Source organism: Pseudomonas sp. GW821-FHT02C04, assembly GCF_059421845.1.
The window spans coordinates 38,624-59,041 of the sequence record NZ_JBWKVT010000011.1; the positions used below are offsets into that span (position 1 = coordinate 38,624).

The 20,418-nt window shown below is 61.4% G+C and carries 23 protein-coding genes; 9 read left to right on the plus strand and 14 right to left on the minus strand.

What is annotated here, in order from left to right; genetic code table 11:
* Positions 1-21 precede the first annotated feature (21 nt).
* From hemA to AC07VV_RS28340, 6 genes are all read left to right on the plus strand, one after another.
* Positions 22-1,308 carry a glutamyl-tRNA reductase gene (gene hemA / locus AC07VV_RS28315; RefSeq protein WP_007951716.1) on the plus strand — a complete coding sequence of 429 codons (1,287 nt, stop codon included), beginning with the start codon at positions 22-24 and terminating at the stop codon, positions 1,306-1,308.
* Entirely contained in the window at positions 1,305-2,387 is a 1,083-nt protein-coding gene (gene prfA / locus AC07VV_RS28320) for a peptide chain release factor 1 (protein WP_096822736.1), read from the plus strand. Before hemA ends, prfA begins: the two co-directional genes overlap by 4 nt.
* Positions 2,388-3,218: a peptide chain release factor N(5)-glutamine methyltransferase gene (gene prmC, locus AC07VV_RS28325; protein WP_495038132.1), complete on the plus strand. Its 831-nt coding sequence runs from the start codon at positions 2,388-2,390 to the stop codon at positions 3,216-3,218.
* Positions 3,212-3,967 carry a molybdopterin-synthase adenylyltransferase MoeB gene (locus AC07VV_RS28330; protein WP_085733619.1) on the plus strand — a complete coding sequence of 252 codons (756 nt, stop codon included), beginning with the start codon at positions 3,212-3,214 and terminating at the stop codon, positions 3,965-3,967. Before prmC ends, AC07VV_RS28330 begins: the two co-directional genes overlap by 7 nt.
* Positions 3,960-4,751 (plus strand): glutamate racemase, encoded by a 792-nt coding sequence (gene murI / locus AC07VV_RS28335; RefSeq protein WP_495038133.1) that lies wholly within the window; start codon positions 3,960-3,962, stop codon positions 4,749-4,751. Before AC07VV_RS28330 ends, murI begins: the two co-directional genes overlap by 8 nt.
* 109 nt (positions 4,752-4,860) lie before the next feature.
* A complete protein-coding gene (locus AC07VV_RS28340) occupies positions 4,861-5,379 on the plus strand; it encodes an acyloxyacyl hydrolase (protein WP_495038134.1) in 519 nt (172 codons plus the stop codon).
* Between the two features lie 39 nt (positions 5,380-5,418).
* On the opposite strand, the gene AC07VV_RS28345 is transcribed toward AC07VV_RS28340, so the two are convergent.
* The 12 genes from AC07VV_RS28345 to AC07VV_RS28400 form a co-directional block, all read right to left on the minus strand.
* Positions 5,419-5,724, minus strand: coding sequence for a YkgJ family cysteine cluster protein (locus AC07VV_RS28345; RefSeq protein ID WP_495038135.1), 306 nt, complete (start codon positions 5,722-5,724; stop codon positions 5,419-5,421).
* Between the two features lie 53 nt (positions 5,725-5,777).
* Positions 5,778-6,269 carry a DUF2878 domain-containing protein gene (locus AC07VV_RS28350; protein ID WP_102621221.1) on the minus strand — a complete coding sequence of 164 codons (492 nt, stop codon included), beginning with the start codon at positions 6,267-6,269 and terminating at the stop codon, positions 5,778-5,780.
* Positions 6,262-7,536: a class I SAM-dependent methyltransferase gene (locus AC07VV_RS28355; protein ID WP_495038136.1), complete on the minus strand. Its 1,275-nt coding sequence runs from the start codon at positions 7,534-7,536 to the stop codon at positions 6,262-6,264. Before AC07VV_RS28355 ends, AC07VV_RS28350 begins: the two co-directional genes overlap by 8 nt.
* Complete coding sequence (locus AC07VV_RS28360; RefSeq protein ID WP_495038137.1) at positions 7,523-8,338, minus strand: DUF1365 domain-containing protein; 816 nt, start codon at positions 8,336-8,338, stop codon at positions 7,523-7,525. The genes AC07VV_RS28355 and AC07VV_RS28360 overlap by 14 nt, the downstream gene beginning before the upstream one ends.
* Positions 8,335-9,582, minus strand: a complete 1,248-nt coding sequence (locus tag AC07VV_RS28365) for an NAD(P)/FAD-dependent oxidoreductase (RefSeq protein WP_495038138.1) — start codon at positions 9,580-9,582, stop codon at positions 8,335-8,337. The genes AC07VV_RS28360 and AC07VV_RS28365 overlap by 4 nt, the downstream gene beginning before the upstream one ends.
* Positions 9,579-10,361, minus strand: coding sequence for an SDR family NAD(P)-dependent oxidoreductase (locus tag AC07VV_RS28370; RefSeq protein ID WP_495038139.1), 783 nt, complete (start codon positions 10,359-10,361; stop codon positions 9,579-9,581). Before AC07VV_RS28370 ends, AC07VV_RS28365 begins: the two co-directional genes overlap by 4 nt.
* Complete coding sequence (locus AC07VV_RS28375; protein WP_495038140.1) at positions 10,358-10,780, minus strand: nuclear transport factor 2 family protein; 423 nt, start codon at positions 10,778-10,780, stop codon at positions 10,358-10,360. The genes AC07VV_RS28370 and AC07VV_RS28375 overlap by 4 nt, the downstream gene beginning before the upstream one ends.
* A complete protein-coding gene (gene phrB, locus AC07VV_RS28380; protein ID WP_495038141.1) occupies positions 10,773-12,218 on the minus strand; it encodes a deoxyribodipyrimidine photo-lyase in 1,446 nt (481 codons plus the stop codon). The genes AC07VV_RS28375 and phrB overlap by 8 nt, the downstream gene beginning before the upstream one ends.
* Before the next feature lie 20 nt (positions 12,219-12,238).
* The gene (locus AC07VV_RS28385; RefSeq protein ID WP_495038142.1) at positions 12,239-13,180 is read right to left on the minus strand and encodes a MerR family transcriptional regulator; all 942 of its coding nucleotides are present in this window, start codon (positions 13,178-13,180) and stop codon (positions 12,239-12,241) included.
* Complete coding sequence (locus tag AC07VV_RS28390; protein WP_495038143.1) at positions 13,180-14,133, minus strand: YbgA family protein; 954 nt, start codon at positions 14,131-14,133, stop codon at positions 13,180-13,182. Before AC07VV_RS28390 ends, AC07VV_RS28385 begins: the two co-directional genes overlap by 1 nt.
* 112 nt (positions 14,134-14,245) lie before the next feature.
* Positions 14,246-14,461: a TIGR02450 family Trp-rich protein gene (locus AC07VV_RS28395; protein ID WP_495038144.1), complete on the minus strand. Its 216-nt coding sequence runs from the start codon at positions 14,459-14,461 to the stop codon at positions 14,246-14,248.
* On the minus strand, positions 14,458-15,444 hold the full coding sequence (locus AC07VV_RS28400) for an NAD(P)/FAD-dependent oxidoreductase (RefSeq protein WP_096822763.1): 987 nt from the start codon (positions 15,442-15,444) through the stop codon (positions 14,458-14,460). The genes AC07VV_RS28395 and AC07VV_RS28400 overlap by 4 nt, the downstream gene beginning before the upstream one ends.
* Before the next feature lie 197 nt (positions 15,445-15,641).
* Between AC07VV_RS28400 and AC07VV_RS28405 the strand changes: the two genes are divergently transcribed.
* Together AC07VV_RS28405 and hemH are read left to right on the plus strand one after the other, a co-directional pair.
* Positions 15,642-16,544 (plus strand): TIGR01777 family oxidoreductase, encoded by a 903-nt coding sequence (locus AC07VV_RS28405; RefSeq protein WP_495038145.1) that lies wholly within the window; start codon positions 15,642-15,644, stop codon positions 16,542-16,544.
* Between the two features lie 13 nt (positions 16,545-16,557).
* Positions 16,558-17,580 (plus strand): ferrochelatase, encoded by a 1,023-nt coding sequence (hemH, locus tag AC07VV_RS28410; protein ID WP_495038146.1) that lies wholly within the window; start codon positions 16,558-16,560, stop codon positions 17,578-17,580.
* A 123-nt stretch (positions 17,581-17,703) separates the two neighbouring features.
* Here the strand turns inward: hemH and AC07VV_RS28415 are convergent, their stop codons facing one another.
* Positions 17,704-18,978: a uracil-xanthine permease family protein gene (locus AC07VV_RS28415; protein ID WP_096822768.1), complete on the minus strand. Its 1,275-nt coding sequence runs from the start codon at positions 18,976-18,978 to the stop codon at positions 17,704-17,706.
* A 2-nt stretch (positions 18,979-18,980) separates the two neighbouring features.
* A complete protein-coding gene (gene upp, locus AC07VV_RS28420; RefSeq protein WP_007951682.1) occupies positions 18,981-19,619 on the minus strand; it encodes a uracil phosphoribosyltransferase in 639 nt (212 codons plus the stop codon).
* A gap of 165 nt (positions 19,620-19,784) precedes the next feature.
* Between upp and AC07VV_RS28425 the strand changes: the two genes are divergently transcribed.
* On the plus strand, positions 19,785-20,342 hold the full coding sequence (locus AC07VV_RS28425; protein WP_495038147.1) for a hypoxanthine-guanine phosphoribosyltransferase: 558 nt from the start codon (positions 19,785-19,787) through the stop codon (positions 20,340-20,342).
* Positions 20,343-20,418 lie beyond the last annotated feature (76 nt).

The window sequence follows — 20,418 nt, forward strand, 5'->3', positions numbered from 1 at the left end:
CGTCACCATCAGCGACCTTGAATGGCCTTCCTTGCACTCGGTATCAACCACAAGACTGCTTCAGTAGACGTCCGCGAGCGCGTGGCCTTTACCCCTGAGCAGCTGGTGGAGGCCTTGCAGCAGCTCTGCCGACTCACCGACAGCCGCGAAGCTGCGATCCTTTCCACCTGCAATCGCAGTGAACTGTATATAGAACAGGATCAGCTTTCGGCCGATATCGTGCTGCGCTGGCTGGCCGACTATCACCATTTAAGCCTCGATGAGCTGCGCGCGAGTGCTTATGTGCATGAAGATGATGCGGCAGTTCGTCACATGATGCGCGTCGCCTCCGGGCTCGACTCGCTGGTGCTGGGCGAACCGCAGATCCTCGGCCAGATGAAATCGGCCTACGCCGTGGCCCGCGAGGCCGGCACGATCGGGCCGTTGTTGGGCCGGTTGTTTCAGGCAACGTTCAACGCTGCCAAACAAGTGCGCACCGACACCGCCATCGGTGAAAACCCGGTGTCCGTGGCGTTTGCCGCCGTCAGCCTGGCCAAACAGATTTTCAGCGACCTGCAACGCAGTCAGGCCCTGCTGATCGGCGCCGGCGAGACCATTACCCTGGTCGCCCGCCATCTGCATGAGCTGGGGGTCAAGCGTATCGTGGTGGCCAACCGCACACTGGAGCGCGCCAGCCTGCTGGCCGAACAGTTCGGCGCCCACGCGGTGCTGCTCTCGGACATCCCGGCCGAACTGGTGCGCAGCGACATCGTCATCAGCTCCACGGCCAGTCAGTTGCCGATTCTCGGCAAGGGCGCGGTAGAAAGCGCCCTGAAACTGCGCAAGCACAAGCCGATCTTCATGGTCGACATCGCCGTTCCCCGGGATATCGAACCGGAAGTCGGCGAACTCGACGACGTTTACCTCTATAGCGTCGACGATCTGCACGAAGTGGTCGCCGAAAACCTCAAGAGCCGTCAGGGCGCAGCCCAGGCCGCCGAAGAGATGGTTTCGGTCGGTGCCGACGATTTCATGGTGCGCCTGCGCGAGCTGGCGGCGGTCGATGTGCTCAAGGCCTATCGTCAACAGAGCGAACGCCTGCGCGACGAAGAGCTGCAAAAGGCCCTGCGCCTGCTGGCCAATGGCGGCAACGCCGAAGACGTGTTGGGCCAGTTGGCCCGTGGCCTGACCAATAAACTCCTGCACGCCCCGAGCGTACAGTTGAAAAAGCTTTCTGCCGAAGGCCGCCTCGATGCGCTGGCCATGGCCCAGGAACTCTTTGCCCTCGAGGGCTCACCGGATAGCTTTTCGGATAAAAAACCGCAATGAAAGCGTCACTGCTCAATAAGCTGGATATCCTCCAGGACCGTTTCGAGGAACTGACGGCGCTGCTCGGCGACGCCGAAGTCATTTCCGACCAGACCAAATTCCGCGCCTATTCCAAGGAATACGCCGAAGTCGAGCCGGTCGTCGAAGCCTATAAACAGCTGCTCAAGGCTCAGGCCGACCTGGAAGGCGCCCAGGCGCTGCTCAAGGACGGCGACCCGGACATGCGTGAAATGGCCGTGGAAGAAGTCCGCGAAACCAAAGAGCAACTCATCGAACTGGAAGCCACCTTGCAGCGCATGCTGCTGCCCAAGGATCCCAACGACGGGCGCAACGTGTTCCTCGAAATCCGCGCCGGCACCGGTGGTGACGAGGCGGCAATCTTCTCCGGCGACCTGTTCCGCATGTATTCGCGTTACGCCGAACGGCGTGGCTGGCGCGTGGAAATCCTCTCGGAGAACGAGGGTGAGCACGGCGGCTATAAAGAAGTCATCGCTCGGGTCGAAGGCGACAACGTCTACGGCAAGTTGAAGTTCGAGTCCGGTGCCCACCGAGTGCAGCGTGTGCCGGCCACCGAATCCCAGGGCCGGATCCACACCTCGGCCTGCACCGTGGCTGTGTTGCCGGAGCCGGACGAGCAGGAAGCGATCGAGATCAACCCGGCGGACTTGCGCGTCGACACGTACCGTTCCTCCGGGGCCGGTGGTCAGCACGTCAACAAGACCGACTCGGCGATCCGTATCACCCACTTGCCGACCGGCATCGTGGTCGAGTGCCAGGAAGAACGTTCCCAGCACAAGAACCGTGCACGGGCGATGGCCTGGCTGTCGGCCAAGCTCAACGACCAGCAGACCGCAGCGGCGGCCAACGCCATCGCCAGCGAACGTAAATTGCTGGTGGGTTCCGGTGACCGCTCCGAGCGTATCCGCACCTACAACTTTGCTCAGGGCCGGGTCACCGACCACCGCGTCAACCTGACCCTGTATTCCCTCGACGAAATCCTCGCCGGTGGCGTCGAAGCGGTGATCGAGCCTCTGCTGGCCGAATACCAGGCCGACCAACTTGCAGCGATAGGTGAATAAATGACCATCATCGCCAGCCTGTTGCGCGCCACCGAACTGCCGGACTCGCCTACCGCGCGCCTGGACGCCGAACTGCTCCTTGCGGCAGCGCTGGGCAAGTCGCGCAGTTTTCTTCACACCTGGCCCGAGCGCATCGTGCCGAGCGAAGCCGTGTTGGTCTTCGCCGAATACCTGCAGCGTCGTCGCAGCGGTGAGCCGGTGGCCTACATTCTCGGCCAGCAGGGTTTCTGGAAGCTCGACCTGGAAGTCGCGCCGCACACGCTGATCCCGCGTCCGGACACTGAACTGCTGGTGGAGGCTGCACTGGAATTGCTGCCGGCAACCCCGGCCAAAGTGCTCGACCTCGGCACTGGCAGCGGCGCAATTGCCCTGGCTCTGGCCAGCGAGCGTCCGGCGTGGAACGTCACTGCCGTGGATCGCGTGCTGGAAGCCGTGGCCCTGGCCGAACGCAACCGTCAGCGCCTGCACCTGAACAACGCCACGGTGCTGAGCAGTCACTGGTTCAGCGCCCTCGAAGGCAAGCGGTTTGAACTGATCATCAGCAACCCGCCGTATATCCGCGCCGCCGATCCGCATCTGGTGGAAGGCGATGTGCGTTTCGAGCCGGAAAGCGCATTGGTGGCCGGCATCGACGGGCTCGACGATATTCGTTTGATCATCGCCCAGGCACCGGCGCATCTGGAGGCCGGTGGCTGGCTGATGCTCGAACACGGCTATGATCAAGCCGAAGCCGTGCGCGATCTGCTGCTGACGCAAGGTTTCGAAGAAGTCCACAGCCGCACCGATCTGGGCGGCCATCAACGGATCAGCCTGGGGCGCCTGCCGTGCTGAATGATCAGGAATTGTTGCGCTACAGTCGGCAGATCCTGCTGCAACACATCGACATCGATGGCCAGTTGAAGCTTAAGGACAGCCGTGTCCTGATCGTCGGCCTCGGCGGTCTCGGCGCACCGGTGGCCTTGTACCTGGCGGCGGCGGGTGTCGGTGAATTGCATCTGGCGGATTTCGACACGGTCGACCTGACCAACCTGCAACGCCAGATCATCCACGACACCGACAGCGTCGGCATGACCAAGGTCGACTCGGCGCTCAAGCGCCTGAGCGCGATCAACCCTGAAATCAAACTGGTGCCACACCGTCAGGCACTGGACGAGGACTCTCTCGCCGCCGCCGTGGCAGCGGTGGATCTGGTGCTCGACTGTTCGGACAATTTCTCCACCCGCGAAGCGGTCAATGCTGCGTGTGTGGCTGCGCGCAAGCCGCTGGTCAGCGGCGCGGCGATCCGCCTCGAAGGGCAGCTCTCGGTGTTCGACCCGCGTCGTGCCGAAAGTCCGTGCTACCACTGCCTGTACGGTCACGGCAGTGAAGCGGAACTGACCTGCAGTGAAGCCGGCGTGGTCGGTCCGCTGGTCGGTCTGGTCGGCAGCCTGCAAGCGCTGGAAGCGTTGAAGTTGCTGGCAGGATTCGGTGAACCACTGGTGGGCCGTCTGTTGTTGATCGATGCGCTGGGTTCTCGATTCCGTGAGCTGCGGGTCAAGCGTGACCCGGGGTGCAGCGTCTGTGGTTCGCACCATGCGTGAGGCGCCGATTGCTGTATTCGACTCCGGCGTCGGCGGCCTGTCGGTGCTGGCGGAAATCCAGCAGCTGCTGCCCCATGAATCGCTGCTGTACCTCGGCGATTGCGGCCATATTCCGTATGGCGAGAAAACCCCGGAGTTCATTCGCCAGCGTTGCAGCGTGATGGCCGGTTTTTTCCGCGAGCAGGGTGCCAAGGCGCTGGTGATCGCTTGCAACACCGCGACCGTGGCCGGCGTTGCTGATTTGCGGCGTGATTTTCCCGACTGGCCGATTGTCGGCATGGAGCCGGCGGTCAAACCGGCCGCTGCCGCCACTCGCAGCGGAGTAGTCGGCGTACTCGCCACCACCGGCACCTTGCAGAGCGCGAAATTCGCGGCCTTGCTCGATCGTTTTGCCACCGATATTCGGGTCATTACCCAACCCTGCCCGGGACTGGTGGAGCGTATCGAAAACGGCGACCTGCACAGCGATGCGCTGCGCCAGTTACTTCACCGCTATGTTGAACCCCTGCTGGGCGCGGGTTGCGACACGATCATTCTCGGCTGCACCCACTATCCGTTTCTCAAGCCGATGCTCAAGACGATGCTCCCCGACGACATCAGCCTGATCGACACCGGCGCCGCCGTGGCCCGGCAACTTCAGCGTCTGCTGGCCGAGCGCGAATTGCTCGCCGAGGGCCCGAACCGCCCCGCGAAATTCTGGACCAGTGCCGATCCGCAATCCCTGAAAAACATCCTGCCATTGCTGGGACAATTGCCCGGCGATGTGCAAAGCTTCGGTTTGTAAAAAAGTTGCGTCATAACTGAAAAATCAGCTGAACTTCTGTTCAAACGCCGATTTCTATAGCGTCAAGCAAACTAAAAACCATACGACCGTTCGGAAAAGGATGTTTCAAGTGAAGCGACTATTCTGCTTGGCCGCGATTGCGGCCGCACTGATGGGGCAAAGTTTTACCGCGCAAGCCGCGGGTGTGGAATTCGGGGTTGGGGCCACCAGCGATTCAACGATGACGTATCGCCTGGGGATGAATTTCGACTGGGACAAGAGCTGGCTGCAAAGCGATGTCGGTCGCCTGACCGGTTACTGGAGCGGCGCCTACACCTACTGGGAAGGTGACAAGGGCTCCAGCAACAACAGCCTGTCGTTCTCGCCGGTGTTTGTTTACGAGTTTTCCGGCGAGTCGATCAAGCCCTACGTCGAGGCCGGCATCGGCGCTGCGGTGTTTTCCAACACCGAGTACGAAGGCAACAAGATCGGCCAGGCCTTCCAGTTCGAAGACCGCATCGGTTTCGGTCTGCGCTTCCATGGCGGGCATGAGGTGGGGATTCGCGCGACTCACTATTCCAACGCCGGCATGTCGAGTAACAACGAGGGGGTAGAAAGCTACTCGTTGCATTACACGATGCCGTTGTAACACCCATGAAAAAGGAGCGCCCGGCGCTCCTTTTTGTATTCAGAGATACGCCGTGGCAATCCCCAGGCGTTCCTCGATGCACTCCGGCGAGCCCATTTCGAATTCGCGGCAGATCAGCGGGCGTTTTTCGTAGATCGTGCACATCATCGTGTCGCGATCCAGCGCCGCGCACCAGCCGTCGTCCAGACGCAACATCACTTCACCACCCCAATCATCCGTGTCGATATAGCGCTCGGGCACGCCGGTGTCGGTGATCAGCATGACTTCGAGCTGACAGCAGCAGGCCGCGCAGGTCGAACACGTGACTGCGGGCTCGTCGATTGGCTGGAGGGGAATGGTTTTCATGGGCGCCAGTGTACGGCAGTGCCCGGTATGCGTGTGAAAGCTCTGACAGACGATTAGTCTTCCAGACGCCCGGACAGTTGGTGCAGCAACGGAAACAGCAGCGCCCACAACAGACCGATGCCGATCAAAGTCGGTAATTCGCCGTAGGGAAATTGCACCCCGGCCAGTCGTCCACCCGCGCAATACGACAGCGCGCCACCGACGGCCCCGAGCAGAGCCGCCAGCCACCAGGGCCGGGCGCTCCATTGCAGGCAATGGCGCAACGTCGTGGCGAGCAACGCCCACAACAACATCAGCCACAGCGGAATCAGCGGCGACAGGTCCTTGAACTCGAAGACCCCGAGGCCGCGCAGGCCACTGTCCACGGCGGTGCCCAGAATCACCACGCTGAGAATCAGTCGGCCCTCCGCCGCCCAACTGCTGATCCAGCGCAGATGAATCACCAGCACCGCCAGTGCCACCAGCAACCACAGGCTGTTGCCGCCGAGCACGCAGGCCAGCCAGCCGACCTGGAACAGAACGGCGTTAGCGATCCGCTCAAGCATCGAAGCGTCCGAGCAGCGGTGCCGGCATGGCCGCCGGTTTGGCCAACAGCAATTGCGCGGTGCCGATGGTGCGTTCGAGGAAGCCGCCCTCGCAGTAGCACAGATAAAATTCCCACAGCCGCAGGAAATAATCGTCGTAGCCCAATTCGCTCAGACGGCCGTGGGCATGGCGAAAGTTCTCATGCCACAGGCGCAGGGTCCGGGCGTAGTGCAGGCCGAAATCCTCCATGTGCAGCAGATTCATGTCGGTGTCGCGGCTGACGATTTCGAGCATCTTCTGCACACAGGGCAGGGCGCCGCCGGGGAAGATGTAACGCTGGATGAAATCCACGCCGCGTTTCGCCTGCTCGTAGCGCTGGTCCCGAATGGTGATCGCTTGCAGCAGCATCAGGCCGTTGCTCTTGAGCAGGTGCGCGCACTGCTTGAAGTAGGTCGGCAGGAAGCGATGCCCGACCGCCTCTATCATCTCGATAGATACCAGTTTGTCGTACTGGCCGGTGAGGTCGCGGTAGTCCTTGAGCAGTAGCGTCACTCGATCCTGTAAGCCGAGGCTTTCGATGCGCCGGGCCGTGAACGCGTATTGCTCTTTGGACAGCGTGGTCGTGGTGACTTTGCAGCCATAGTGCTGCGCGGCATACAGCGCCATGCTGCCCCAGCCGGTGCCGATTTCCAGCAGGTGATCGCCGGGTTCGAGTGCGAGTTTCTGGCAGATCCGCTCCAGTTTGTTCAGCTGCGCCTGTTCCAGGCTGTCGTCGGGGTGCAGGAACTGCGCCGCGGAGTACATCATGGTCGGGTCGAGAAACTGCTCGAACAGATCGTTGCCGAGGTCGTAGTGCGCGGCGATGTTTTTCTGCGAGCCCTTGCGTGTGTTGCGGTTAAGCCAGTGCAGACCGCGCACCAGCGGCCGGCCGATTTTCGCCAGTCCGCCCTCCATGCCATCCAGCACCTCAAGGTTACTGACGAAGACCCGCACTACCGCTGTCAGGTCCGGCGAACTCCAGTAACCATGAATGAAGGCTTCACCGGCACCGATCGAACCGTTACCCGCGACCATGCCCCACACCGCTGCATCAAGGACATGAATCTCGCCCAGCAATGCACTGCCCGGCGTGCCGAAGACCTGGCGTTCGCCGTCCTCGATCACCACCAGTTGCCCGTGTTTGAGCTGTGCGAGTTGGCGCAGTACACCGCGGCGCAGCAGCGAACCGGTGATGCCGTGCGTACTGAACGGGATGGCGGCTCTGGCCGAAACGCTAGAGGATTTCATGGCGGTGCTCCTCGGGAGTCGCAGTGGCGGTTCGAAAGCTGTCGTCAGCCGTCCGATGGGAAAACAGCGGGGTGCGCTTGAGCAGCAATCGCAGGGCCTGCCAATAGATCGCGAGGGCGGTCTTGGCGGTCATCCATGGAAAACGCCACAGATGCCGGTGCAGGTTGCGTCGATCAAGAGGTTCGCGTTTGAGGTTGAGCGTGGCGTCGAACAGTTTTTGCTCGCCTTGCCAGTCGGCCATGTGCACGCCCAGGGTTTGCGCGGCGGGGCTGAAGCTCATGCGGTATTCCAGATCCGGCGGCAGGAAGGGCGATACGTGAAACGCCTTGGCCACGGCGAAGTGCTGGTGGAAGTCGCGCACGTTGGTCGGCGACCGCGCCGGCAGCACATAGTGATAGCGCTCGCGCCACGGCGTGTTGCTGACTTCGCAGAGAATCGCCGCCAGTTGCCCGTCGGCCTCGTGGCAGTAAAAGAAACTCACCGGGTTGAATGCCAGGCCCCAGCTGCGAGGCTGGGTCAACAGGCAGATCGAGCCCTGCGGCTCATGACCGAGGGCCTCACCGACCAGCAGGCGCACGGCATCGATCAGCCGCACGCCACGACCGGTGAAGGTCTTGAGATAGTCGGTCTCGCGAAAGGAAAACGCGGCAAACCGGCTCGCGCCCGCCAACGGCGACAGGTTCAGCACGGCGTCCTGCTCGGTCAGGTCGAGGTAGATCAGCCCGATCCGGTAGCGGAACTCATGCCGGCGCGGGGCGAATCGCCGATGAGCGATCCAGCCGCTGTAGAGCGCGCTGTTCACAGGCTTTCTCCGAACGCGGCGGCCACGCGTAAAGCGCTGACTACGCCGTCTTCATGAAAACCGTTGGCCCAATAGGCGCCGCAATAATGGGTGTGTTGTGCTCCGTCGAGTTCGGCCCAGCGCTGTTGTGCCGCCACCGCTGCGAGGCTGAATTGCGGGTGGGCATAGGTGAAACGGGCAAGCACTTTGGAGGGGCTGATGCCGGCGCTCTGGTTGAGGCTGACGCAGAACGTGGTGTCGCTCTGGATGCCTTGCAGGATATTCATGTCGTAAGTCACGGCCGCCTGGGTATGGCCGGCCCCGCCGAGTCGATAGTTCCAGCTGGCCCAGGCCCGTTTGCGAGTCGGCAGCAGGCGGGTGTCGGTGTGCAGCACCACTTCGTTGTCGGCGTAGGGCAGGGCACCGAGGATTTCACGCTCGGCACTGCCGGGATTGGCCAGCAGTCGTAATGCCTGATCGCTGTGACAGGCCAGTACGACTTTGTCGAAGTGTTCGATGCCGACGGGGCTGTGGATAACCACGCCGTGTTCGTTGCGTTCGATCCGGCTTACCGGACAATTCACGCGGATCCGCTCTTTGAATGACTCGGTCAGCGGCTCGATGTAAGCACTCGAGCCGCCCTCGATCACTCGCCATTGCGGACGATTGCTGACCGACAACAAACCGTGGTTCTCGAAGAACCGCACGAAGAACTGCAACGGAAAATTCAGCATCTCGGCCATGGGCATCGACCAGATCGCCGCGCCCATCGGCACGATGTAATACAGGATGAAGCGCTCGCCGTAGCCGCCGGCCTTGAGGTAATCGTCCAGCGTGGTGTCAGTGGTTATCCGCTGTTCGGCGAGGTCGCGCCGGGCTTCCTTATTGAAGCGCAGGATGTCGCGCAGCATGCCCCAGAACCCCGGCGACAGCAGGTTGCTGCGCTGGGCGAACAAGCTGTCGAGGTTGTTGCCGTTGTATTCCAGGCCGGTGTCGGGGTCGGTCACCGAAAAGCTCATCTCGGTGGCTTTGCTGCTCACACCCAACTGGTCGAGCAGACGAATAAAGTTCGGATACGTCCAGTCGTTGAACACGATGAACCCGGTGTCCACTGCGTAAGCACACCCATCCACCGTCACTTTTACTGTGTGCGTATGGCCGCCGACCCAGTCGCCGGCCTCGAACACCGTGATGTCATGTCGGCGATTGAGCAGGTAGGCGCAGGTCAGGCCTGCGATCCCGCTGCCGACAATGGCGATGTTCACGTCGCATCCCTGAGCGGCGGGTTGCTGCGCACCATGCGTTTGCCGATGGCCAATTGCACCCGGGCGGGCAACTTCGACAACGGCCACAGAACCGCCATGAATAGCGCTGGAAAAGCGATTTCCAGCGGCCGCTCCTTGAGCTTGGCGAAAATGTGTCGAGCGGCCTTATCCACAGGCCAACTCAACGGCATCGGGAAATCGTTTTTCGCCGTCAACGGTGTATCAACAAAACCCGGGCTGATGATAGTGACTTCAATACCTTCGTCCGCCAGGTCGATACGTAGCGATTCGAACAGGTAACGCAGTCCGGCCTTCGACGCGCCGTAGGCTTCGGCTCGAGGCAAAGGTACGTAGGTGACGGAGCTGGCCATGCCCACCAGATGCGGCGCGGTTCCCTTGCGCAGCAAGGGCAGGGCGGCTTCGATGCAGTAACTGCTGGCCAGCAGGTTGGTGCGCACTACGTGCTCGATGATCGAGGCGTCGAACTGCTGGGCATCGACGTACTCGCAGGTGCCTGCGTTGAGAATCACGCTGTCCAGCGATCCCCAGTCCATCGCGATCTGCTCGCCGATTTCCCGCACAGTCTGGCTGTTGGTCAAATCCCCCGGCACCACCAGCACTTGTCCGGGATAGCGTTGCGACAACACTTTGAGCGGTGCGACCTGACGGGAACTGACCGCCAGGTGCGCGCCGGTTTTCAGTATCTCTTCAGCCAGTGCCGCGCCGATGCCACTGCTGGCACCGGTCAGCCAATAACGCCTTGGAGTTGTACGACTCATCCCATTCTCCTTTTCAGCCAGGCAATCACTCGGCCCAATACGGGTAGATGTTCATAAAGCAGCGCCCCGGCATCGAAGTAATCCCGGTGGCGATAAACCTTGTCGCGCCAGAGCAGGTGAGAGCAGCCCGTGACGCGAATCAATCGTCCACTCGCCAGGCGCGGGTGGCGGTAGCTCATGACCCAGCGCAGGTAACCTTCGCAGTCGCCGATCTGGTCGAAACCGTGGAAGTCGAACCGCAGCTCGGTGACGTTGGCGAAGAGCTCGCTGAAGTAGCTGCGCAATTGCGTCAGTCCCTGCACCTCGTGCAGCGGATCGGTGAAATGAATGTCCTCGCTGTAGAGCGCGTCCAGGTTGTGCAGGTTGTCCTTGTTCAACTGCGCAAACTGGCGGGCGAAACGGCGCAGGAATTCACTCATACCCGCCTCCGGCTGCCTGGCGTGATGGCAGATTCTTGAACGCGGTCAGCGCCCGCTCCCGCGAGGTGCTCAAGTTGACGATCGGCGACGGGTAGTCCGCCACGCCGAACAGCCCGCCAGCGCTCGCGGGGTTGTGCACGTCCTTCTTGTTCAGTCCGGCCAGTTCGGGCAACCAGTGCTTGATGAACAGGCCTTCGCTGTCGAATTTTTCCGACTGACTGACCGGGTTGAATATCCGGAAGTACGGCGCCGCATCGGTGCCGGTCGACGCACTCCACTGCCAGCCGCCGTTGTTCGCCGCCAGATCACCGTCGATCAGGTGGCGCATGAAAAAGCGCTCGCCTTCGCGCCAGTCGATCAAAAGGTTTTTGGTCAGGAACATCGCCACCACCATCCGCAGACGGTTGTGCATCCAGCCGGTTTCGAGCAATTGGCGCATGGCCGCATCGATGATCGGCAGGCCGGTGCGTGCCTCCTGCCAGGCCGCCAGTTCCTGCGGTGCATCGCGCCAGGCCAGGGCTTCGGTTTCCGGGCGAAACGCGCGATGGCGGGACACCCGTGGGTAACCGACCAGAATGTGTTTGTAGAACTCGCGCCACAGCAGCTCGTTGATCCAGGTGACGGCGCCGACCTTGCCGCTTTCGAATTCGCCCTGATTGGTTTGCAGCGCGGCATGCAGGCACTGGCGCGGCGAGATCACGCCCGCCGCGAGATAGGCCGAGAGCTGGCTGGTGCCGGGCTTGGCCGGAAAGTCGCGTTCGCTCTTGTAATAGTCGAGCTGCACGTCGGCGAAGGTATCGAGGCGTCGCTGGGCTTCGGTTTCACCGGCGGGCCACAGATCGCGCAGGGCTTGGCCGGGAGTCGGGAAACCTTCGATGGATTCGGGTATTGGATCGCTGGCGATGTTCAGCGGAGCCTGTGCGGATGGCGCCTTAATCAGCGGTGGCATCGAGCGATGCAGACGCTCGTAACAGACTTTGCGGAACTGGCTGAACACCTGAAAGTAGGTGCCGGTCTTGGTCAATACGCTGCCCGGTTTGAACAGCAACTGATCGAGGTAGCTGTGAAACGCGATGCCTTCGGCTTGCAAGGCTCGCGCAACCGCTGCATCGCGGCGGCTTTCGTGAATGCCATATTCTTCGTTGACGTGAACGGCCTCGATCTTGAGTTGCCGACACAGCTCTAGCAGCACCGCTGGCGCCTGATCCCAGCGCGGGGCGCTGCGGATCAGCAGCGGGATGTTCAGTTTACCGAGGCTTTTGCTCAGCTCCCGCAGGCTGCGCAACCAGAAATCGACCTTGCACGGGGCGTCGTCATGTTCCTGCCATTGTTCGGGGCTCAACAGGTACACCGCCACAGTCCGGCCACGCTCGGCGGCGGCCGTCAGGGCGGTGTTGTCATGTTGGCGCAGGTCGCTGCGCAGCCAGATCAATTGCATGGTGTTCTCGACAGTCTTCATTAAATCAACCCACGCTCGATCAGCACCTGATGCGCCGCGAGAGGATCCTCGGCCAGGTACAAATCAGCGATCTCGGAAGTTCTTACGGACAACTCGGCGTGGTGGATGCACACCGTTGGTCCGGCAATCATTTTTGGGCAACTGATGCCATTCAACAGCTTCGGCAACTGCGCAAGATTCATGGCTTTGCTGGAATACAGCAGTACGCCACGGGCCTGCAGATGTTCGATTGCCAGCGCCAGCTCCCCGGCCGGCAGTGGCCAGTCGAACACCTGCACCGGACAATCGGCGCTGCTGATCAGCCAGGCGCAGAGCCACAGGTGCGGCTCCAGCAGTAAATCCGACTGATTGACCAGCAGCAGCGGCGCACCGCGCAACTGACGGTTGTTATGGTAGATGCGCGCGCCGAATTTGCTACGCAACCAGGCATGAAAGAACACCCGTTCCATCTGCGCACCGAACTGTCCCTGCCAGCGCTGTTCGAGTTCCGCCAGCAACGGCATCAGCAATTGCTCGCACAGGGTTCGCGGCGGGTACAACGCCATCGCCTGGTTGACACTGTCGTCGAGGCTGCGCTCGTTCAATTGGGTGACCGCCAGCAGTGCGGCCTGATGCAACGGCTGCCATTCGTTTTCCAGCGGCTCGTTGAAGGCTTGCGGAGTGTCGAGCAGCGGTTTGACCTGACTGACCGCAACACCCCGGTTGAGCCAGGTGAGGATGGTCTGGATACGCTGCACGTGTTCGGCCGAATACAGGCGATGTCCCTTGGGCGTGCGTTGCGGCACGATCAATCCGTAACGACGCTCCCAGGCGCGCAGGGTGATGGCGTTGACGCCGGTCTGGCGCGCGACCTCGCGGATCGGCAGCCAGCCGTCGTCGAGGGCTTTCTTGAAGTCGGCGCCGAGGTCTTCGCGGGCGCTGGTGTCGGGTGAGTCGTTCATCAAATGGCGTTTCGCAGGCTGAGGTTTTCCGGATGCGGTTGCAGGTAAACCTGTTGCGCGATGTACGGATCGGGGTGTTGGCGAAAGTGATGCTTGAGCAGCGTCAGCGGCACCACCAGCGGCACGATGCCGTGGCGGTACTGGCCGATGACGTGCTGCATTTCCTGTTTGTCTTCGGCGCTGATGGCCCGTTTCAGGTAACCGCTGATGTGCTGCAACACGTTGCTGTGGGTACGACGTGTGGCGCAGGTGCTCAGTGCCGCCATCAATTGGCTGAAATAGCGCGGGCCGAGCGCCACGGGATCGATCCGGCCCATGTTGCCCAGCAGATTGCCCAGCGCTTTGTATTGCACCGGGTTGTGGGCCATCAGCAGGTATTTGTAGCGCGAGTGGAATTCGGTCAGGGCGCGGCGGCTCAGGCCGTGTTCGAGCACCTGCTGCCAGTCGCTGTAGGCGAACACTCGGGTGATGAAATTTTCCCGCAGGACCGGATCGTTCAGGCGCCCGGCTTCTTCCACAGGCAAGTCCGGGTGCAAGGCGCAGAAGGCCTGGGCGTAGATCCCGCGCCCGCTACCGATCGGCGCGCCGTTGTGGTGATAGACCTTGACCCGCTCCAGCCCGCAGGACGGCGATTGCTGCATGAAGATGTAGCCGCAGATGTCATCGAGTTCGGTGGCCATTTTCTGGCCATAAGCGGACAGCGCGTCGGTGACGTCGGTCTCGCGATGAACAGTGCCGAGAGCCTGGGGATGATCCGGGTCACCCACCAGGCGAATCGGCTCGCGGGGAATGCCCAGGCCAATCGCGACTTCCGGGCAGACCGGGACGAACTGGAAATACTCAGTGAGGGTGCGGGTACATAGCCGCGATTCCTTGTGTCCGCCGTTGTAGCGCACTTCGGCGCCCATCAGACAGGCGCTGATGGCGATTTTCGGTGGGGACGGTTCGGACATGAAGGCACCTCGAATCCAGATTTGTACAGAATGTTTTATCTGTACAACATGCCTTCAGCATAGATTCAAAGGTGTACAAGTCAAATTGTTTGTACAAGATTTTCGACAAAGCCTACTGCCAACCCACTTTCCAGTGCGCATCATCCTGCAATGCGTGCCAGTCCAATTGTTGGCTGCGTCGGGTCAACACGGCCTGCAACTCGACTTCCAGCACAGTGCCATCCTCGTCGCGGAACAGTTCGGTCACCAGAAAATGCTTTTCACGGTTTTGCGGGAGGACTGCTGTCCATTTCGACAGCAGCAATTTGCGCGGATTGAGGCGGTTCACTGCAGGTGTTCATGCAGGCGGCGTGCAGCTTCCTGACCACTGAGCCACGCGCCTTCGACCCGGCCCGACAAGCACCAGTCACCGCACGCATACAGCCCCAGATCGGCATCCGCCAGCGTACCCCATTCATGGCTGGTGGATGGACGGGCATAGAGCCAGCGGTGGGCGAGGCTGAAGGTGGGCGCGGGCATGGCGCTGTGCAGCAACTCGGCGAAGGCGCCGTGCAACTGCTCGATCACGGCCTCCTTGGGCAGGTCGATGTGCTGCCGGCTCCAGGCGCTGGTGGCGTGCAGGACCCAGGTGTCGAGCGTGTTGTCGCGCCCCGGTTTGCTGCGGTTGCGGGCCAGCCAGTCGAGGGCGCTGTCCTGTACGAAGCAGCCTTCGATCGGGGTATCCAGCGGGGTGTCGAAGGCGAGGGCGACGGCCCAGGTCGGGTCCATCTTCACCCCGGCAGCGGCCCCGGCGAGTTTCGGTGCAGCGGCCAGCAACGCGGTGGCTTGCGGGGCCGGGGTGGCGATTACCACATGGCTGAACGGCCCGTGGGTGAAGCCTTCGGCATCTTGCAGGTGCCAGTGTTCTTCGCCGCGGTAGACCTCGGTGATCCGGCAGGCGAAATGCACTTCCAGGCCGTCGAGCAAGCCACGGGTGATGGCGCTCATGCGCGGCGTGCCGACCCAACGGGTCTGCTCGTCCGGCGACAGGTTCAGTTGTCCGCCATGATAGGTGTAGAGCTGCGGTGTCCACTCGGCGACCCAGCCCTGACTTTGCCAGCGCTGGACTTCGGTGACAAAACGCCGGTCGCGGGCGGTGAAATACTGCGCGCCCATGTCCAGCGAGCCGGCGTCACTGCGCTTGCTCGACATACGCCCGCCGCTGCCCCGGCTTTTATCGAACAACTGAACGCTGTGCCCGGCCTCTGTCAGGGCCTGGGCGGCGGAGAGTCCGGCGATGCCGGTGCCAATGATTGCGATAGGTACAGTCATAGGGGCCTCGTTTACCTTTCTGTACAGACTACGCCGTGGATGAAACCTGTACAATTTTGTTTTTTGGTATAACTTCCAGCGTTTTCGTTCTGACAGCTTGGCCTATTGTTAAACAATAGAGCCTGCCCGATAGAAAAGATCCCTGCTTATAAAAATAGACTAGGGATCGGGGTAAAACGCCACGCGAGGAAGATGTCATGCACATATTGCTGACCGGCGGTACTGGATTGATCGGACGTCAGCTCTGCCGGCACTGGTTGGGGCAGGGACATCGCTTGACCGTGCTGAGTCGTCGCGCGGAAAAAGTCGCAAAAATCTGTGGAGCGCCAGTGCGTGGCATTGCGCGTCTGGAGGACTTTGGCGACGAGCCGGTCGACGTGATCGTCAACCTCGCCGGCGCACCGATTGCCGACCGTCCGTGGACCCATCGACGTAAAACCGTGTTGTGGAGCAGTCGCATCACGCTCACCGAATCGTTGCTGGCGTGGCTGGAAAATCGCGGGCAGAAACCGTCTCTGCTGATCTCGGGCTCGGCGGTGGGTTGGTACGGTGACGGCGGCGAGCGCGAGTTGACCGAGGATTCGCCACCGGTAATCGACGACTTCGCCAGTCAGTTGTGCATTGCCTGGGAGGAAACCGCGCAACGCGCCGAAGCGATGGACATTCGCGTGGTGCTGGTGCGAACCGGGCTGGTGCTGTCGGCCGAGGGCGGTTTTTTGTCGCGCCTGTTGCTGCCGTTCAAACTCGGACTGGGCGGGCCTTTGGGCAATGGTCGGCAGTGGATGTCGTGGATTCATATTGACGATCAAATCGCCCTGATTGATTTTCTTCTGCACCGCAATCAGGCCAGCGGTCCTTATAATGCGTGCGCACCGAAACCTGTGCGCAATCGCGAATTCGCCAAGACGCTGGGCAGCGTGCTGCATCGCCCGGCGTTCATGCCGATGCCGGCCCTTGCCTTGAAGGTCGGGCTCGGCGAGATGTCATTGCTGTTGCTGGGTGGCCAACGGGCCACGCCGGCACGCTTGCTGGAAGCCGGATTCAGTTTCCGGTTCACGGATTTACGCGCGGCCCTGGACGATCTGTCCAGCCGCCTCTGAAATAGGACGTTGCATGACCGATCACGCCTTGCTTCTGGTCAACCTGGGTTCGCCGGCCTCCACTTCGGTGGCCGACGTGCGCAGCTACCTCAATCAATTTCTGATGGATCCGTACGTGATCGACCTGCCGTGGCCGGTGCGGCGTCTGTTGGTGTCGCTGATCCTGATCAAGCGCCCCGAGCAGTCGGCCCATGCCTACGCCTCGATCTGGTGGGATGAAGGCTCGCCGCTGGTGGTGCTCAGCCGTCGCCTGCAACAGCAGATGAAGGCGCAGTGGACCCACGGCCCGGTGGAACTGGCCATGCGTTACGGCGAACCGTCCATTGAGACAAGCCTGTTGAAGCTGGTCGCGGCGGGGTACAAGCGCATCACCCTCGCGCCGCTTTATCCACAGTTCGCCGACAGCACCACGACCACCGTGATCGAAGAAGCCAAGCGGGTTGTGCGCGAGAAGAAACTCGATGTGCAACTGTCGGTGTTGCAGCCGTTCTACGATCAGCCGGAATACCTTGATGCGCTGGTGGAGAGTGCCCGACCGCACTTGCAGCAGGACTACGATCACCTGTTGCTGAGCTTCCATGGTTTGCCGGAACGGCACCTGAAAAAACTCAATCCGGGGCACAGTTTCGAGGGCGGCGGCGATTGCTGCGCCGGGGCACCACCGGAGGTGGTTGCCACCTGCTATCGCGGTCAGTGCCTGCGCACGGCAGCCGAGTTTGCCAAACGCATGGGCATACCTGAAGGCAAATGGTCGGTGTCGTTTCAGTCGCGGCTGGGCCGGGCGAAATGGATTGAGCCCTACACCGAAGCGCGGCTGGATGAGTTGGCCAAGAGCGGCGTGAAGAAGATTCTGGTGATGTGCCCGGCGTTCGTTGCCGATTGCATCGAGACCCTGGAAGAGATTGGCGATCGCGGCAAGGAACAGTTCCGCGAGGCGGGAGGGGAGGAGTTGGTGCTGGTGCCGTGCCTGAATGACGACCCGCAATGGGCCAAGGCATTGGCGACGCTGTGTGAGCGGGCGCCACTGGCTCTTTGATGATCGTTCCCACGCTCTGCGTGGGAATGCCTCTAGGGACGCTCCGCGTCCAGTGACGCAGAGCGTCACGGGCTGCGTTCCCACGCGGAGCGTGGGAACGATCAACGATCTTGAAGCTAAGGCTTAGAGCAGCGGCTCATCAGCCTTCTTGTGTTTCCAGCTGTCGTTGCCCGGCAGGATCAGGTTCAGCGCAATCGCCACCACCGCGCACAGCGCGATGCCTTTGAGGCCGAAGTCATCCGGACCGGTGCCGGTGCCGACCAGCACACCGCCAATCCCGAACACCAGCGTGACGGAAACGATCACCAGATTGCGCGCCTCGCCCAGGTCGATCTTGTGACGGATCAGGGTGTTCATCCCCACCGCCGCGATCGAACCGAACAACAGGCACAGAATCCCGCCCATCACCGGCACCGGAATGCTTTGCAGCAGGGCGCCGAACTTGCCGATGAACGCCAGGCTGATAGCGAAGATCGCCGCCCAGGTCATGATTTTCGGGTTGTAGTTCTTGGTCAGCATCACTGCGCCAGTCACTTCGGCGTAGGTGGTATTGGGCGGACCGCCGAACAGGCCGGCGGCCGTGGTAGCGATACCGTCACCGAGCAGGGTGCGATGCAGGCCTGGCTTCTTCAGATAGTCGCGACCGGTCACGCTGCCGACTGCAATCACGCCGCCGATGTGTTCGATGGCCGGGGCCAGCGCCACCGGGACGATGAACAAAATCGCCTGCCAGTTGAACTCCGGCGCGGTGAAGTGAGGGATCGCAAACCACGGGGCTGCCGCAATCTTCGCGGTGTCGACGACACCGAAATAGAAGGACATGGCGAAACCCACCAGCACGCCGGAGATGATCGGCACCAGACGGAAAATGCCTTTGCCGAACACCGCCACGATCAACGTGGTCAGCAGCGCCGGCATCGAGATCATCATCGCGGTCTGGTAATGGATCAGCTCCGAACCGTCACCGGCCTTGCCCATCGCCATGTTCGCGGCAATCGGCGCCATGGCCAGGCCAATGGAGATGATCACCGGACCGATCACCACCGGCGGCAGCAGACGGTCGATGAACCCGGTGCCTTTGATCTTCACGGCCAGGCCAAGGAAGGTGTAGACGAAACCGGCCGCCATCACGCCGCCCATGGTCGCGGCGAGGCCGAACTGGCCCTTGGCGAGAATGATCGGGGTGATGAAGGCAAAGCTCGATGCCAGGAACACCGGCACCTGACGCCCGGTGACGATCTGGAACAGAATCGTCCCAAGACCTGCGGTAAACAGTGCCACGTTCGGGTCAAGGCCCGTGATCAGCGGCATCAGCACCAGAGCGCCGAAAGCCACGAACAGCATCTGCGCGCCGGACAGCACCGTGCGCCAGAGCGGATCGTTGAACTCTTGCTGCATGGTTACGCGTCCTTCTGCTTGGTGCCGAAGATCTTGTCACCGGCATCGCCAAGCCCAGGAATGATGTAACCGTGCTCGTTGAGTTTCTGATCGATGGACGCGGTGTAGATGATCACGTCCGGGTGTGCTTTCTCGACAGCGGCAATGCCTTCCGGCGCGGCAACCAGCACCATCGCACGGATATCCTTGCATCCGGCCTTCTTCAGCAGGTCGATGGTCGCAACCATGGAACTGCCGGTGGCGAGCATCGGGTCGATGATCATGGCCAGGCGTTCGTCGATTTCCGGAACCAGTTTTTCCAGATAGGTGTGGGCCTGCAGGGTTTCTTCGTTACGGGCAACGCCGACAGCGCTGACCTTGGCACCCGGGATCAGGCTCAGCACGCCTTCGAGCATGCCGATGCCGGCACGCAGGATCGGCACGACGGTAATCTTCTTGCCGGCGATTTTCTCGACCGACACAGTGCCGCACCAACCTTCGATATCGTAGGTTTCCAGCGGCAGATCTTTGGTAGCTTCATAGGTCAACAGGGCACCGACTTCCTGAGCGAGCTCACGGAAATTCTTGGTGCTGATGTCTGCACGGCGCATAAGGCCAAGTTTGTGACGGATCAGCGGATGGCGGATCTCTTGGATGGACATGGGGAAAGGCTCCGGCGGCGGGCAAAAAAACCGGCCTAGATTAATCTATCCGAGGGTGATGTCCTATAGGACATACAGTACGTTAGTCCACAAATGCTTGATTCGGCCGTGCGGGATGCGTACCTTTGCCCGCTTTTCCGAAACAGACCCCCCTTGGAGAGCGCCATGTCCGCTGATCTCGAGCATATCCGTCAAGTCATGCGAGAGGCTGACTGCCTGTACACCGAAGCTGAAGTCGAGGCTGCCATTGCCCGCGTCGGTGCACAAATCAACGAACAACTGGCCGAGAGCAACCCGGTGGTGTTCTGTGTGATGAACGGCGGGCTGATCTTCTCCGGCAAGCTGCTGACCCATCTGCAGTTCCCGCTGGAAGCGTCCTACCTGCACGCCACCCGCTATCGCAACGAAACCAGCGGCGGCGACCTGTTCTGGAAAGCCAAGCCGGAAGTCTCGTTCATCGACCGCGACGTGCTGATCATCGACGACATCCTCGACGAAGGTCACACCCTGGGCGCGATCATCGACTTCTGCAAACACGCTGGCGCGCGCAAAGTGCACACCGCCGTGTTGATCGACAAGGACCACGACCGCAAGGCCCGTCCTGACCTGAAAGCAGACTTCGTCGGTCTGCCATGCATCGACCGTTACATCTTCGGTTACGGCATGGACTACAAAGGCTACTGGCGCAACGCCAACGGGATCTTCGCCGTCAAAGGCATGTAAGAGCCCCTTGAAAGATCGCAGCCCAAGGCTGCGATCTTTTGCTTTTAAAGACTGCTAAAGTGCTCGGCCCCGCCCT